Origin of the sequence: Mesorhizobium sp. B2-4-13, assembly GCF_006658535.1 — a bacterium.
GTDB classification, from domain to species: Bacteria; Pseudomonadota; Alphaproteobacteria; order Rhizobiales; family Rhizobiaceae; genus Mesorhizobium; species Mesorhizobium australicum.
Map to the genome: position 1 here is coordinate 132,075 of NZ_VFVB01000001.1, position 13,804 is coordinate 145,878.

General features: G+C 63.9%; 14 protein-coding genes. 8 read left to right on the plus strand and 6 right to left on the minus strand.

Going from position 1 to position 13,804, the window contains the following annotated elements:
- Positions 1–79 precede the first annotated feature (79 nt).
- Positions 80–1,579 (minus strand): amidase, encoded by a 1,500-nt coding sequence (locus FJ936_RS00725; RefSeq protein WP_141906006.1) that lies wholly within the window; start codon positions 1,577–1,579, stop codon positions 80–82.
- Positions 1,580–1,716: 137 nt separating this feature from the next.
- Here FJ936_RS00725 and FJ936_RS00730 point away from each other — a divergent pair, with 137 nt between their 5' ends.
- The 4 genes from FJ936_RS00730 to msrB all read left to right on the plus strand — a co-directional run bounded on the left by FJ936_RS00730 (position 1,717) and on the right by msrB (position 4,485).
- The gene (locus tag FJ936_RS00730) at positions 1,717–2,256 is read left to right on the plus strand and encodes a sigma-70 family RNA polymerase sigma factor (RefSeq protein ID WP_140615195.1); all 540 of its coding nucleotides are present in this window, start codon (positions 1,717–1,719) and stop codon (positions 2,254–2,256) included.
- Positions 2,253–2,975, plus strand: a complete 723-nt coding sequence (locus tag FJ936_RS00735; protein ID WP_141906140.1) for an anti-sigma factor — start codon at positions 2,253–2,255, stop codon at positions 2,973–2,975. The genes FJ936_RS00730 and FJ936_RS00735 overlap by 4 nt, the downstream gene beginning before the upstream one ends.
- A 223-nt stretch (positions 2,976–3,198) precedes the next feature.
- On the plus strand, positions 3,199–3,756 hold the full coding sequence (locus FJ936_RS00740) for a fasciclin domain-containing protein (protein ID WP_141906007.1): 558 nt from the start codon (positions 3,199–3,201) through the stop codon (positions 3,754–3,756).
- A 225-nt stretch (positions 3,757–3,981) separates the two neighbouring features.
- The gene (msrB, locus tag FJ936_RS00745; RefSeq protein ID WP_141906008.1) at positions 3,982–4,485 is read left to right on the plus strand and encodes a peptide-methionine (R)-S-oxide reductase MsrB; all 504 of its coding nucleotides are present in this window, start codon (positions 3,982–3,984) and stop codon (positions 4,483–4,485) included.
- 117 nt (positions 4,486–4,602) lie between these two features.
- On the opposite strand, the gene FJ936_RS00750 is transcribed toward msrB, so the two are convergent.
- Positions 4,603–6,159, minus strand: a complete 1,557-nt coding sequence (locus FJ936_RS00750; protein WP_246680403.1) for a DHA2 family efflux MFS transporter permease subunit — start codon at positions 6,157–6,159, stop codon at positions 4,603–4,605.
- A 124-nt stretch (positions 6,160–6,283) separates the two neighbouring features.
- On the minus strand, positions 6,284–7,471 hold the full coding sequence (locus FJ936_RS00755) for an HlyD family secretion protein (protein WP_015314402.1): 1,188 nt from the start codon (positions 7,469–7,471) through the stop codon (positions 6,284–6,286).
- A gap of 127 nt (positions 7,472–7,598) precedes the next feature.
- Here FJ936_RS00755 and FJ936_RS00760 point away from each other — a divergent pair, with 127 nt between their 5' ends.
- Positions 7,599–8,333, plus strand: coding sequence for a TetR/AcrR family transcriptional regulator (locus FJ936_RS00760; RefSeq protein ID WP_140615188.1), 735 nt, complete (start codon positions 7,599–7,601; stop codon positions 8,331–8,333).
- A 95-nt stretch (positions 8,334–8,428) separates the two neighbouring features.
- Here FJ936_RS00760 and yihA read toward each other — a convergent pair whose 3' ends face one another.
- The 3 genes from yihA to FJ936_RS00775 all read right to left on the minus strand — a co-directional run bounded on the left by yihA (position 8,429) and on the right by FJ936_RS00775 (position 10,184).
- Positions 8,429–9,085 (minus strand): ribosome biogenesis GTP-binding protein YihA/YsxC, encoded by a 657-nt coding sequence (yihA, locus tag FJ936_RS00765; protein WP_140711676.1) that lies wholly within the window; start codon positions 9,083–9,085, stop codon positions 8,429–8,431.
- Positions 9,082–9,720, minus strand: a complete 639-nt coding sequence (locus tag FJ936_RS00770) for a CatB-related O-acetyltransferase (protein ID WP_181172867.1) — start codon at positions 9,718–9,720, stop codon at positions 9,082–9,084. The genes yihA and FJ936_RS00770 overlap by 4 nt, the downstream gene beginning before the upstream one ends.
- Positions 9,721–9,842: 122 nt before the next feature.
- Entirely contained in the window at positions 9,843–10,184 is a 342-nt protein-coding gene (locus tag FJ936_RS00775) for a hypothetical protein (RefSeq protein ID WP_246677784.1), read from the minus strand.
- 150 nt (positions 10,185–10,334) lie between these two features.
- On the opposite strand from FJ936_RS00775, the gene FJ936_RS00780 reads away from it, so the two are divergent.
- The 3 genes from FJ936_RS00780 to FJ936_RS00790 are packed head-to-tail and all read left to right on the plus strand — an operon-like array spanning position 10,335 to position 13,628.
- Positions 10,335–10,799 carry a MarR family transcriptional regulator gene (locus tag FJ936_RS00780; protein ID WP_141906010.1) on the plus strand — a complete coding sequence of 155 codons (465 nt, stop codon included), beginning with the start codon at positions 10,335–10,337 and terminating at the stop codon, positions 10,797–10,799.
- Complete coding sequence (locus FJ936_RS00785; protein WP_141906011.1) at positions 10,792–12,084, plus strand: HlyD family secretion protein; 1,293 nt, start codon at positions 10,792–10,794, stop codon at positions 12,082–12,084. The genes FJ936_RS00780 and FJ936_RS00785 overlap by 8 nt, the downstream gene beginning before the upstream one ends.
- The gene (locus tag FJ936_RS00790; RefSeq protein WP_141906012.1) at positions 12,081–13,628 is read left to right on the plus strand and encodes a DHA2 family efflux MFS transporter permease subunit; all 1,548 of its coding nucleotides are present in this window, start codon (positions 12,081–12,083) and stop codon (positions 13,626–13,628) included. The genes FJ936_RS00785 and FJ936_RS00790 overlap by 4 nt, the downstream gene beginning before the upstream one ends.
- Positions 13,629–13,804: the final 176 nt, after the last annotated feature.

A 13,804-nucleotide genomic window follows, 5' to 3' on the forward strand; every position in this document is an offset into this window, starting at 1 on the left:
AGGTAAGGACGGCGGCGTCTTAGCCGGAATTGACGCGAGCCGCAAATGGCATTGCTGTCATAGTCGGTTCACGGTGTCGTCATTGTGACGGCACCATCAGCGGCGCCCGCCGCGTCAGCCAGCCCGCGATTTTCTCCATCTGCGCGGCGAGCGACAAAAGCGTTTCCTCGTCGCCCGGCCGGCCGGCGGCCTGGATGCCGAGCGGCAGGCCAGCGTCCGTGACATGGACGGGGAGCGCGATCGACGGCTGGCCGCTGACATTGTGGATCGCCGGCCAATGCGTGAACCAAAGGCTCTTGTCCATCAACTGGCCGAACAGCGGTTTGATCCTGAGCAGCGCGGTGAGGTGAAGCTTGTCGAGCAGGTTTTCGATCAGTTCATCGGCGCCTTTCGGATCCATGGCGCCGCAGGCGAGCGGCGGGTGCGCGATAACAGGCATCAGAACCGCATCATAGCGCGCGGTCTCCGTGATCAGTTGCCTCGAGGTGGCATGCAGGCGCTGCAGGCCGGCATAGGTTTCGCCGGCCGAGATCATCTCGCCCAACCGGCCGAGCACGCGCGTGGCGCGCTCGATATCGCCCGTCACCGAGCGGCCGACGCGCAGCGCTTCACCCCGCAACGAGCCGGCGACGGCGGAAGCGACCGTCGTGCAGAAATCGGCGAAGAAATCGCGGCCGATAAAAGGCAGATCGATGTCCTCGACCGAATGGCCGCCCTCGCGGGCAAGCGCCACGGCAATGTGGAGCGCCTTCAGCGTCTCGGCCGAAATCGGCAGGCCCAGCGGCGACTTGCGGTACACCGCCAGCGTGAGCTTGCCGGGATCCCGCGCGGCAGCGGCGGCGAACGAGCCCTTTGGCGGCCGCGCGGCATAAGGCGCGAGCGTATCGGGACCATGGGTGAGGTCGAGCAGCAGCGCGCAGTCGCGCACCGAGCGGGTGACGGCGTGATCGACGACCATGCCGTACCAGCTTTCGCTCACCAGCGGCGACAGCGGGACACGGCCGCGCGAGGTCTTGAGGCCGACAAGGCCGCTGCAGGCCGAAGGCACGCGGATCGAGCCGCCGCCATCCGACGCATGCGCCACCGGCACGACGCCGGCGGCGACCAGGGCTGCCGAACCGCCCGACGAGCCGCCGGTGGTGTGGCCGGTATTCCAGGGATTGCGGGTGACGCCAAAGGCCTTGGATTCCGTCATCAGCCGCAGCCCGTGCTCGGGTGACGTCGAGGTGACGATCGGAATCAGCCCGGCGGCGAGATAGCGCTCGGTCATCACCGAGTTGAAATCGGGTACCCAGGCCGGAATGCGGCTGCCGCCATGCGAGGGCACGCCCTTGATGGCGATGCCGAGATCCTTGATGGCGAAGGGGACCCCGGCCAGCGGCAGCGAACGGTCGATGCTCTTTGCCCGGGTCCGTGCCGCCTCGTAGAGCGGCTCGGCCGTGGCATTGATTTCGGGGCGGGTGGCCTCGGCACGGGCGATCGCCGCTTCGGTCAACTCGATCGCCGACAGTTCGCCCTTGCGCACCAGACCGGCAAGGCCGGTTGCGTCTTCTTCCCAAAGGATTCGTTCGACCGACATGTGCGCTCCCCCATTGCCGCCAAGCTAGTCAGCGGCAATTCCCTTGGCAATCGCAGCCTGCGCCCGGACGCCGAACTTTAGGTGCACAGCATATTTCCGGCGTTGCAAATACAGCGCAATTGCCTAATTTGGCGCGCATGACGCCGCAGGACATTACCAAGCTGATCGTCCGGACTTCGATGAAGGATCGGGCAGCGTTCGATCTGCTTTACCGGCACACCAGTGCGAAACTTTTCGGCGTATGCCTTCGTGTATTGAACGACCGGGGAGATGCTGAAGAAGCGCTGCAGGAAGTCTTCGTCAAGATATGGACGAAGGCGGATCGCTTTGCTGTCTCCGATCTGAGCCCGATCTCCTGGCTGGTGGCAATCGCGCGCAACCATGCGATCGATCGCATCCGAGCGCGGCGCAAGCCCGCCGCCGATATCGATGCCGCGCTCGACGTGGCCGATCCGGCGCCGGGACCTGAAGCGATGGTGGTGGCGGGCGACGAGACCGAGCGGATCCATCATTGTCTCGATGAATTGGAGAAGGACCGGGCGGCGGCCGTCCGGGGCGCCTATCTCAAGGGCGAAAGCTACGCCGAACTGGCGGAACGCCACGGCGTGCCGTTGAACACGATGCGCACCTGGCTGCGCCGCAGCCTGATGAAACTCAGGGAATGTCTGGAAAGATGACGCTGGCAGAGGACAACGGACCGGAACGTGGAGGCGACGACCTGTTTGCCGCCGAATACGTTCTTGGCGTGCTGCCGGTCGAAGAGCGGCAGATAGCCTCCAGGCGCATCGACGCCGAGACCGATTTCGCGCGGCTGGTCGACGGCTGGGAAGTTCGCCTGTCGCCGCTGGGCGCGGCCTATCTTGAAATCGAGCCGCCGGCTTCGGTGAAGCCGGTGATCGACCGCCGGTTGTTTTCATCCGCCGCCACCACGCCTGCCGAGCCGCGCGCCGGCCTGTGGTCCAGCCTCGCCTTCTGGCGCGGCCTTGCGGTGGCAGCTGTTGCCGCGCTGGCGCTCTACGTCGCAGTTCCCTATGTCAACCGGCCGGCTGAACAGCCGCAGGCGCGACTCGTCGCTTCGCTGGCCGCCGACGGCAGTGACGTCAAATATCTCGCCGTCTATGATTCCGAACGGCATGAAGTCAGCCTTTCGCATGTTTCCGGCGCGCTCGCCGCCGGCAAGGACTTCGAACTCTGGATGATCGAGGGCAAGAACGCGCCGGTCTCGATGGGCGTCATCCCGGCGGGTGCGACGGCGCATATTGGCGTCTCGCCCACCACGCAGCGGAAACTCGCGCAGGGCGCCGTGCTGGCCGTCAGCCTCGAACCCGCCGGCGGTTCGCCGACCGGGCAGCCCACCGGGCCGGTGGTTGCCGCGGGCGATTTGAAGGGCATCTGATCGAGCCTTCGCACTGGCGGCGCCTGGATAGAACAGGCTCAGTCTATATTCCATCGCATATGTCTAAAATGGACCGGTAAGCCGGCGAATGCCGAGGCGGAAATTTCTTCCGCAGCGAAAAATAAATAAAATCAGCGAAATATTCTGAAACTCACGCATCTGTGTTCCGTATCTCCTCGCGTCCCCAAAAATGGGAAGAGAAAACCCGAGGAGTTTTAATACAATGCGTAGATTCGCCACCTTTTTGCTCGCCGGTACGATCGCTGTTTCCGCGCTTGCCACGGCTGCTTATGCTGAAAACCCGATGGTCGGCGGCGCCGCCATGTTTGCCAACAAGACCATCGTCGACAATGCCGTCAATTCGAAGGATCACACGACGCTGGTCGCCGCCGTCAAGGCGGCCGGACTTGTCGAGACCTTGCAGGGCGCCGGCCCGTTCACCGTCTTCGCGCCGACCAACGAAGCCTTCGCCGCGCTGCCGGCCGGCACGGTCGAGACGCTGCTCAAGCCCGAGAACAAGGACAAGCTCGTCAAGATCCTGACCTGCCATGTGATCGGCGCCAAGGCGATGGCGGCTGATGTGATGTCCATGGCCAAGGCCGATGGCGGCACGCACAAGGTCAAGACGGTCGGCGGCTGCGAGCTGTCGCTGAAGGCCGACGGTGGCAAGGTCACCGTCACCGACGAGAACGGCAATGTCGCCAATGTGACCATCGCCGATGTCGAACAGTCCAACGGCGTCATCCACGTCATCGACAAGGTTCTGCTCCCGAAGATGTGATCGGGCGGAAGATGTAACGAGGCGCTTGTCGCGGACGAACCTGCTGCAAGAGCTCTCCGTCGATCGCGCCGTCTCGCTCCCGTGATCCGCAATCGACACGCGTGCTCCGCGCCGCCCACCATCGAAAGTGGACGGCGCGGAGTGTTGTTTGGGGCAACCGTCACCGGCTTTTGACTTTCGGGCGGCGGCATAGTTTGGCAAAACAGACGACAGGAGGAACTGGTCATGAACCGTCGCGACTTTCTTTTGAGCGGTGCCGCCGCTATCGGCGTCATCGGGGCAGCGGCAGCGATGCTGCGCATGGGCAGCCCGGAGGCCGCGCAGGCCGCCGAAAAATTCGAGGTCGCCAAGACCGAGGACGAGTGGAAAGCCATCCTGTCGCCGGCCGCCTTCAACGTCCTGCGCAAGGAAGGCACCGAATATCCAGGCACCAGCCCGCTGCTCAACGAATACCGCAAGGGCATCTTCGCCTGCGCCGGCTGCGACCTGCCGGTCTATCCCTCGGAGACGAAATTCGATTCCGGCACCGGCTGGCCGAGCTTCTGGCAGGAGATCGCCAATGGCATCGGCAAGACCGAGGACCGGTCGCTGGGCATGACCCGCACCGAAGTGCATTGCCGCCGCTGCGGCGGCCATCTCGGCCATGTCTTCGACGACGGTCCGGCGCCGACCGGCCTGCGCCATTGCATCAACGGCGTGGCGCTGACCTTCAAGCCCGCCACCGCCTGAGGACCCAAAGGCAATAAAAAACTCCGGGCTTTGCGGCCCGGAGTTTTTTGCGTGGGTCGGAGCTTTCGGGCGTGGACTGGAGGAGCTTCCCGAAAACCGCTGCCACGATTCCTTGCTTCAGTGCCCGCCGCCTCCGCCGCCACCGGGCGCGGTCGGCTTCTTGATCAGCATGGTGAAGAACCCAAGCGTCCCGAACAGCACCGTCAGCAGATAGAACACATCCATGAAGGACAGCAGCGCCGCCTGCTGGTGGACCATGCCCGACAGCTTGGAGATCGCGGCACTGGTGGCGTCGAGGCCGGTGGTCTGCTCGAAATTGAGCGTCATGTTCTGCAGCTTGGTCTGCGCGGCGGCACTGCCCCACTGCACATGCTCGGAGAGCCGGGCATAGTGGAAGGCATTACGGTCGATCAGCACGGTGTTGATGAGGGCGAGGCCGACGGCGCCGCCGAGGTTGCGGGTCAGATTGAACAGTCCCGACGCATTCTTCAACCGGTCCGGCGGCAAGGTGCCGAGCGCGATGTTGTTGATCGGCACCATGCACAGCATCATCGAACAGCCGCGCAGGATCTGCGGAATGAGCAGCTCGTAAAAGTCCCAGTCGGCGGTCAGGTGCGTCATCCACCAAGTACCGGTGGCGAAGCCGAACAGGCCGATCATCATCATCAGCCGCAGGTCCATCTTGCTCGACAGGATGCCGGATATGGGCGCGGTGACGAACATGGCCAGGCCGCTGACGAACAGCGCTTCGCCGATCATCATCGAATCGTAGCCGCGGATGCGTCCGAGGAAGACCGGATAGAGATAGGTCAGGCCATAGAGACCGATGCCGATGACGAAGGAAAACAGCGAGCCGAAGGCGAAGTTGATGTTGCTGAACGCCTTGAGGTCGACGATCGGCTCCTCGGCGGTGAAGACGCGCCAGAAGAAGATCACCGCGCCGATGGTCATGACGATGGCGCAGATGAAGACGGCCTGGTCTTGCAGCCAGTCATTGTTCGGGCCTTCTTCAAGCACGTATTCCATGCAGCCGAGGAAGGCCGCCATGCCGGCAAGGCCCCACCAGTCGAACTTCGAGAACAGCTTGAGATTGGGCTTGTCGAAATCGATCAGCGACCAGGCCGCGGTCGCCACCAGGATGCCGGGCACGACATTGACCAGGAACAGCCAGTGCCAGGAAAAAGCATGGCTGATATAGCCGCCGACGGTCGGGCCGATGGTCGGCGCCAGCGTCGCCACCAGGCCGATCATCGGCGAGACGATGGCGCGGCGCGAGGGCGGGAAAATGGTGAAGGCAGCGGCGAAAACGCTCGGGATCATGCCGCCGCCGATGAAGCCCTGCACGGCGCGGTAGACGATCATCTGGTCGATGTTGGTGGCGGTCGCGGCAAGGGCACTCGCCGCGGTGAAGCCCGCCGCCGCGACGGTGAACAGCACGCGCGTCGACAGCATGCGGCTGAGGAAGCCCGACAGCGGGATCATGACCACCTCGGCGATCAGGTAAGCCGTCTGCACCCACGGGATCTCGTCGGAGCTGGCGCTGAGGCCGGCCTGGATTTCGGCCAGCGAGGCCGAAACGATCTGGATGTCGAGGATCGCCATGAACATGCCGAACACCATCGCCAGGAAAGCGATGACGCGGCGTGTCGAAATCGTGTCGGGGGCAGCCGGCATTGCCGGCGGCGATCCTGCGGTGATGGTTGCGGTTGCCATTTCCTGGCCCTCCTTGGGGCCTCGTTGAGGCAGGCCGGGCGGCTCGGTGCTTCAGTCAGCCACCAAGCCGCCCTCCGAAAAGCGATCAGTTACTGGTGGCGGCAGGCGCGGTACGGCTGTCGACGGCGACGACGACGCTCAGGCCCGCGCGCAGCTTGCCGGTCTTCAGCGCATCGGCCGGCACGTCGATGCGGACCGGGACGCGTTGCACCACCTTGGTGAAGTTGCCGGTGGCGTTTTCCGGCGGCAACAGCGAGAACACCGCGCCCGAGGCCGGCGCCAGCGAGGAGACGGTTCCCTGAATGGGCTGGCCGTCGATGGCGTCGACCGAGATGTTGACCTTTTCGCCGGGCACGAGCCTGGCAAGCTGCGTCTCCTTGAAGTTGGCGACGATGTAAAGCTTGTCCATAGGCACGACCACGGCGAGCTTTTGGCCGGGGCTGACCAGATCGCCCTGTTCGACGGAGCGGTTGCCGACGACGCCGTCATAAGGCGCCTTGAGCACCGTGAAGGAGAGGTCGCGCGCGGCCTTGTCGCGGCCGAGCTGCAGGGATGCCAGCGTGCTGGCGGATTCCGCGCGCTGTGCCTCGAGCACACCGATATTGGCCTGCGCGGCGGCGATCTGTGCGTCGGCGCCGACGAGCGCGGCATTGGCCTGGTCGAGCGCGGTCTGGGCGTCGTCCAGCTGTGCCTGCGTGCCGACATGGGTCTTGACCAGTTGCGCGGCGCGCTGCTGGGCCCGGCCGGCATTGTCGGCGGCGGCCCGATCGGCGACCTTCTGCGCCTGCGCCTGCTGAAGCGAGGCCTGCGCGGCCTTGGTCTGCGCGTCGATGCGGTCGAGCGTCTTGGCCAGCGTGGCGATCTGCGCCTCGGCCTGGGCGACGGCGATCTTGTAGTCGCCGGCGTCGATCGTCAGCAATGGATCGCCGGCCTTGACCTGCTGGTTCTCGCTGACGAGGACCTGGTCGACATAGCCCGAAATTTTTGGCGAGACGAACGCCATGTCGGCCTGGACATAGGCGTCGTCGGTGGAGATCATGAAGCGGCCCGTGGTCCAGTAGTCATAGCCATACCAGGCGCCGCCGCTCAGAAGGGCAAGGCCGATGATCGGCAGCAGGAAGGAGCGCACCGAGCGCTTTTTCTTGGCCGGCGCTTCCGCCGGCGGCGGTGCGACGACCGGCTGGAGGGGAATTTCCGGAGCTTCCGTCGCCGGCGCGACCTTGGCGTTGGGGAAAGGGCGGACTTCGGCTGATGTTGACGCGGTCGAGGACATGACATCTCTCTAAAGTTATAATACTGAACCGTTCGGTTCGATCAGGCCGTTGACATAGCGCGTAAAGAAGACCATATCAAGAGGCAATCGAACCGATTGGTTCGAATTATTTCGAGGTCCGACTTTTATGGTTGAGATTGTACGCAACAGCGAAACCGATCCGTGCGAAGACCTGCTGGACGGTCTGCGCCGCGGCCGCCCGGCCGCTGGACAGGACCCGGTCAAGCGCAGCCAGATCATCGATGGCGCCCGTCGTGTCTTCATCGAAAAGGGCTTCGAGGCCGCCTCGATGAACGACATCACCCGCGAGGCCGGGGTCTCGAAGGGCACCATCTACGTCTACTTCGCCAACAAGGAAGAGCTGTTCGAAGCGCTGATCGAGGAAGAGCGCGGCACCATCTTCAAGAACATGTACGACATGCTCGACCGCGCCGACGACTTGCGCCAGACGCTGGTGAAGTTCGGCAAGGTTCTGTCGATGAAGATCACCTCGGCCAGGGTCATCCAGGCGCAACGCACGGTGATCGGCGCCTCCGACAGAATACCCGATATGGGCGCTCGCTTTTACGAACGCGGACCCAAGCGCGGCCATGACAAGGTGGTGACGTTCCTCAACGCCGCCATCGAGCGCGGCCTGCTGGAGATCGACGATGTCGACCTCGCCGCCTATCAGTTCACCGAACTGTGCCTGGCCGGTCTTTTCCGGCAGTGCATCTTCGCCTATCGCACCAAGGCCCCGACCCAGGACGAGATCGACCACATCGTCAGGTCGGGCGTCAACATGTTCCTGAAGGCCTACGGCACCGAAAGGCTGGCAGAGGAAGAAAGCCACGAGATGATTGCAATCGAGGCGAAACCTTAGAAGCAATCCAGGAAATTGCGTGCAGGTTTCCGTCCGAATGCGAGAAAACAGGGAGATAGAGCTGCCCGTTCTGATGGCCGACCTATCCCAGCTTTTTACCCGCCATTGGCGGCGAGCACGATCGCGGCCTGCAATTCCTCCAAGCCTTCGCCTTTTTCCGATGACGTCGCCAGCACGAACGGGAACGCCGCGGGACGCTTCTTGATCTTGGCCAGCGTCTCCTCGATCAGCCGCGGCACGCCGGCGGCCTTGATCTTGTCGGTCTTGGTCAGCACGATCTGGTAGGACACCGCCGCCTTGTCGAGCAGCGACAGCACTTCGTCGTCCTTGGCCTTGATGCCGTGGCGGGCATCGATCAGCACATAGACCCGCTTCAGCGTGACCCGACCCTTGAGATAATCGAAGACCAGCTTGGTCCACTCGTCCACCTTCTCCTTGGGCGCGGTGGCATAGCCGTAGCCCGGCATGTCGACCAGCGCCATTGGCGGCAGGTCGGTGCCCTCGCCCGAAAATCCATCCGGCACGAAATAGTTGAGCTCCTGCGTGCGCCCCGGCGTATTGGAGGTGCGCGCCAGGCCCTTCTGGTTGACCAGCGCATTGATCAGCGACGACTTGCCGACATTGGAGCGGCCGGCAAAGGCGATCTCGGGCGGCCCTTCCGGCGGCAGGAACTTCATGGCCGGCACGCCGCGGATGAAGATCCACCCGCGCGTGAACAGGTCGGTGCTGATCGCGGTGTTGGGAACGTTCAAGCTGCTGCCTCCAGAAGAGAAATATCGGCGCCTCTGATGGCGTCGAGGTTGCGGCCGATCTTGTCCACCGGCCAATCCCACCATGCCACCGCCAGCAGCCGCCGGATCGTCCTGTCGTCGAAACGCATCTTGACCACTTTCGCGGCGTTGCCGGCGACGATCGCATAGGGCGGCACATCGTGCGTCACCACCGATTTGGCGGCGACGATGGCGCCATGGCCGATTTCCACGCCGGGCAGGATCACAGCCTCCATGCCGATCCAGACATCGCTGCCGACCATTGTGTCGCCGCGCACTTCCTTCGACCACGTGGCTGGGTCAAAACCGTTTTCCCAGCCATGACCGAAGATGTTGAACGGATAGGTTGAAAAGCCGGACATCGCGTGGTTGGCGCCATTCATGATGAAGCGCGCGCCTTCGGCTATGGCGCAGAACTTGCCGATGATGAGCTTGTCGCCGATGAAGGGATAGTGATGCAGCACGCATTTTTCGGCGAACTTGTCCGGCCCGTCGGGGTCGTCATAATAGGTGAAGTCGCCGATCTCGATATTCGGCACTGTCACCAGAGGCTTCAGGAAGCCGACGCGTGTGTGCATCGGGATCGGGTGCTTGATGCCGGGGTTGGGTCCGTCCATGTCGAAGTCCGTCCAGGAAGTGACAGCCACGTGGATCCGCAATCCGCGCGCCTGGTCAAAATAACGTGATCCGCCCTATAGCACCAATCGGCTGACGAGCGAGCCTTCCTTGCTCGCCATGCTCATTTGTTGCCGCGGCAGATCACGATCGGATTGGACAGCGCGCTGTCGAACCCACTGCCCTGATAGACCTGAACGTTCGACGCTCCGGGCGGCAGCATGAAGCTGCCTTCGACGACCTTCTGATCGCCCGCCATCGTGTGGAGATCCCAGCTAAACGTGCAGAACTGCGGCGGCGCCTTGGATTCGACGTGGCTGCAGTTGAGCTGCGCGCCGCCCAGCATGGCGGCGCCGCCACAGCTGACGGCATCCTTGGCAGCCGCGGCGCCGGGGCACCCAACGAGAGCCGTGACGGCCGCGATCCCAATCCAATTCATCGCCAAAATCCTTGCCGGCAAATCCACATCGCCAGGCGCCCTTCGCGGTGCCGTGGCCCATGCGTTTTTTCCTGCCCGAGGCCTAATCGGTCTTGCGCGGGGCGTCCAGCAGGATTATGTGCATGATGATAATAAGCATGCTCACGAAAAATTGTCCATCGATCCCGATCTCCCGCCATGCCCTCTTCCCCCAATATCAGCTTCGTGCTGCACGACGTTGCGCGCCTGCTTCGCAAGCGGTTCGAACAGCGGTCGCGCGCTTCGGGGCTGACCCGCGCCCAGTGGCAGGTGCTGGCGTACCTTTCGCTGCATGAAGGCATCCACCAGAACAAGCTCGCCGACCTTATCGAGATCGTGCCGATCACGCTCGCCCGGCTGCTCGACAAGATGGAGGAGCGCGGCTTCATCGAGCGCCGGCCCGATCCCGCCGACCGCAGGGCCTGGCTGCTTTACCTGAAGCCGCAGGCCCGTCCGCTGCTCGAGATCATGCGCGGCAACGGCCAGAAAACTCGAGACGAGGCCTTCGCCGGCCTTTCTCCTGAGACACAGCAGCGTCTGCTGCAAACCCTAAGCTTGATCAAATCCAATCTGCTCGCGGCTTGCACCCAGCCGGCCGTCGACCGGGAGAAAATACATGGCTGACTCAACATATCCCAAAAAGCCCGCTGGAGACGAGACGCCAGCGGGTCGAAGCGACCAGATCATCCAGCTCGACAATGAGCGGGAGCAGCGGCGGGCCAACGTCGTCATCGACAATGACGAGCTGGAAACGCCGGTTGCCCTGCAGCCTGCGGCACTCGAGGCTCCGGCCAAGGAGCCGCAGCCACGGCAGGCCCCCGCTGCCGTCGCCCCTCCTGTTCCGGCCAAACCGAAGCGCAGCCTGACACGGCCGGTCCTTTTTGCCTTGCTTCCGGTCGCGCTCGTCGTCGGTGGCTATTACTACGTCACCGGCGGCCAGATCATGACGACCGACAATGCCTATATCCAGGCCCAGTCGCTCGGCGTCTCCACTGACGTCTCCGGCACGGTGCAGGAGATCGACGTGCATGAGAACCAGGCCGTGAAGAAGGGCGACGTTCTGTTTCGCCTGCGTCCGGCCTCCTTCGAGACCGCTCTCGCCGCCGCCCAGGCCCAGCTCGGCACCGTGCGCAACCAGGTGCTGACCCTGGAGGCGAGCTACCAGCAGTCGCTGTCGCAGATCGAGCAGGCGCAAGCCGACATCCCCTATTATGAGGCCGCCTTCCAGCGGCAGCAGGATCTGCTCAAGACCTCCACCGCCTCGAAGGCGTCTTTCGACAGCGCCCAGCACGACCTCGTCGCCGCGCGCCAGAAAGTGTCCGTCGCCAAGGCGCAGGCGCAGGCCACGCTGGCCCAGCTCGGCGGCGACGCCAACCAGCCGGTCGAGAAGAACCCCTTCTACCTGCAGGCCAAGTCGGGCGTCGACGATGCGCAGCGCAACCTCGGCGATTCCGTGGTCAAGGCGCCGTTCGACGGCATCGTCACCAATGTCGACGCACTGCAGGTCGGCAGGTACCTGCCGGCTTCGCAGCCGGCGTTCAGCCTGGTCTCGTCGACCGACCTGTGGATCGCGGCCGAGCCGAAGGAAACCGAGCTGACCTATGTCAGGCCGGGGCAGACGGCGACGATCAGCGTCGACACCTATCCGGGCGCCGTGTGGCACGGCACCGTTGCCTCGATCAGCCCCGCCTCCTCGTCGAGCTTCTCGCTGCTGCCGGCGCAGAACACCACCGGCAACTGGGTCAAGGTCGTGCAGCGCATCCCGATGCGCGTGACGATCGATGGTATCGACAGCAAGCCGCCGCTGCGCGGCGGCATGAGCGCGGTGGTCGACGTCGAGACGGGCCATGCACGCGGCCTGCCCGACTTTGTCACCAATCTCATCGGCCTGTTCGGACAAAAGTCATGACCAGCGCGTCCGCGACAGCTGCCACGCCGGTGGTCGCCAATCGCGGCGCCATCACTGCCTGCGTGATCCTGGCCGTCATCATGCAGGCGCTGGACACCACCATCGCCAATGTCGCGCTGCCTTACATCCAGGGCAGCGTCTCGGCCAGCGCCGACCAGATCAACTGGGTTTTGACCTCCTACATCGTGGCGGCGGCGGTAATGACGCCGCCTTCGGGCTACCTCGCCAACCGCTTCGGCCGCAAGCGCATCCTCCTGACCTCGATCACCGGCTTCGTCGTTGCCTCGGTGCTGTGCGGCTTCGCACAATCGCTGCCGCAAATCGTCGGCTTTCGCCTGCTGCAGGGCCTGTTCGGCGCGGCCCTGGTGCCGCTCTCGCAGAGTATCCTGCTCGATATCTACAGTGTGGAAGAGCGCGGCTCCGCCATGGCGCTGTTCGGCATTTCGGTGATGGTCGGGCCGGTGCTGGGACCGGTCATCGGCGGCTGGCTGACCGAAAATGTCAGCTGGCGCTGGGTGTTCTACATTAACGTGCCGATCGGCGCGCTGGCCTTCGCCGGCGTGTCGCTGTACGTCCTGGAAACCAAGCTGGACTTCAAGGCGAGGCTGGATTGGCTAGGTTTCGGCATGCTCAGCATCACCATCGCCGCCTTGCAGATGTTTCTTGATCGCGGCGAGCAGCTCAACTGGTTCTCGTCATCCGAGATCATCGTCGAGGCGGTGATCTGCGCATCGGCCTTCTACATCTTCCTCGTCCACACCTTCACCGGCCGCAACACCTTCGTCAATCCGAGGCTGTTCCTGGACCGGAATTTCGCCGTCGGCATGATCTTCATCTTCATCATCGGCATCACCTACTTGGCCTCGCTGGCGCTGATGACGCCCTATCTGCAGACGCTGATGGGTTACCCCGTGGTGACGGCCGGCATCGTCATGGGGCCGCGCGGGCTTGGCACGATGGCCTGCATGTTCCTGGTCGGTCGGCTGATCGGCAAGGTCGACACGCGCTGGCTGCTGCTCATCGGCCTGCTGATCACCGCCTGGGCGATGTACGACATGACCGGCTGGACGCCCGACGTTTCGCAATGGACCATCATCTCCACCGGGTTCATCCAGGGGGCGGGGCTCGGCTTCCTGTTCGTGCCGCTGACCACCATAACCTTCGCCACGCTGGCGCCGGAGCGGCGCGCGGAAGGAACCGGCCTCTACAATCTGTCGCGCAACATCGGCTCCAGCGTCGGCATATCGGTGGTCACCGCGCTCCTGACGCAGAATGTGCAGATCAACCACGCCAACATCGCCACCTATGTGACGCCCTTCAACCAGGCGTTCAACGATCCGGCGATCTTCCAGGCGATGAACCCCTACACCGCCGCCGGTCGCGCCGCGCTCGACGGCGTGGTGACGCTGCAGGCGACCGTTATCAGCTACATGAACGACTTCAAGCTGATGATGCTCCTGTCGCTGGCCGCCATCCCGCTGGTGCTCCTGCTGCGCAAACCGGGAACGCCGGCCAAGATCGACCACAGCGCTGTCCTGGAATGAGGCGGTGGAAGCGGTCGGAAGTTGAGCGCCGCTGACGCCCATTCGCCCTCACAGGACGCAAAAAGAAACCGGGGTCCTGTGAGGGACGACAGGACCCCGGCCTCGCCGATACGGCTTCCCAAGAAACATGGCACCTCGTCACGAGGCGGGGATGGCGGACCGAGAAAGCCCCAACG

Coding starts and splice junctions, on each gene's coding strand:
- FJ936_RS00725 (WP_141906006.1), bottom strand. CDS start 1,579: ATGTCGGTCGAACGAATCCTTTGGGAAGAAGACGCAACCGGCCTTGCC.
- FJ936_RS00730 (WP_140615195.1), top strand. CDS start 1,717: ATGACGCCGCAGGACATTACCAAGCTGATCGTCCGGACTTCGATGAAG.
- FJ936_RS00735 (WP_141906140.1), top strand. CDS start 2,253: ATGACGCTGGCAGAGGACAACGGACCGGAACGTGGAGGCGACGACCTG.
- FJ936_RS00740 (WP_141906007.1), top strand. CDS start 3,199: ATGCGTAGATTCGCCACCTTTTTGCTCGCCGGTACGATCGCTGTTTCC.
- msrB (WP_141906008.1), top strand. CDS start 3,982: ATGAACCGTCGCGACTTTCTTTTGAGCGGTGCCGCCGCTATCGGCGTC.
- FJ936_RS00750 (WP_246680403.1), bottom strand. CDS start 6,159: ATGCCGGCTGCCCCCGACACGATTTCGACACGCCGCGTCATCGCTTTC.
- FJ936_RS00755 (WP_015314402.1), bottom strand. CDS start 7,471: ATGTCCTCGACCGCGTCAACATCAGCCGAAGTCCGCCCTTTCCCCAAC.
- FJ936_RS00760 (WP_140615188.1), top strand. CDS start 7,599: ATGGTTGAGATTGTACGCAACAGCGAAACCGATCCGTGCGAAGACCTG.
- FJ936_RS00770 (WP_181172867.1), bottom strand. CDS start 9,720: ATGGACGGACCCAACCCCGGCATCAAGCACCCGATCCCGATGCACACA.
- FJ936_RS00780 (WP_141906010.1), top strand. CDS start 10,335: ATGCCCTCTTCCCCCAATATCAGCTTCGTGCTGCACGACGTTGCGCGC.
- FJ936_RS00785 (WP_141906011.1), top strand. CDS start 10,792: ATGGCTGACTCAACATATCCCAAAAAGCCCGCTGGAGACGAGACGCCA.
- FJ936_RS00790 (WP_141906012.1), top strand. CDS start 12,081: ATGACCAGCGCGTCCGCGACAGCTGCCACGCCGGTGGTCGCCAATCGC.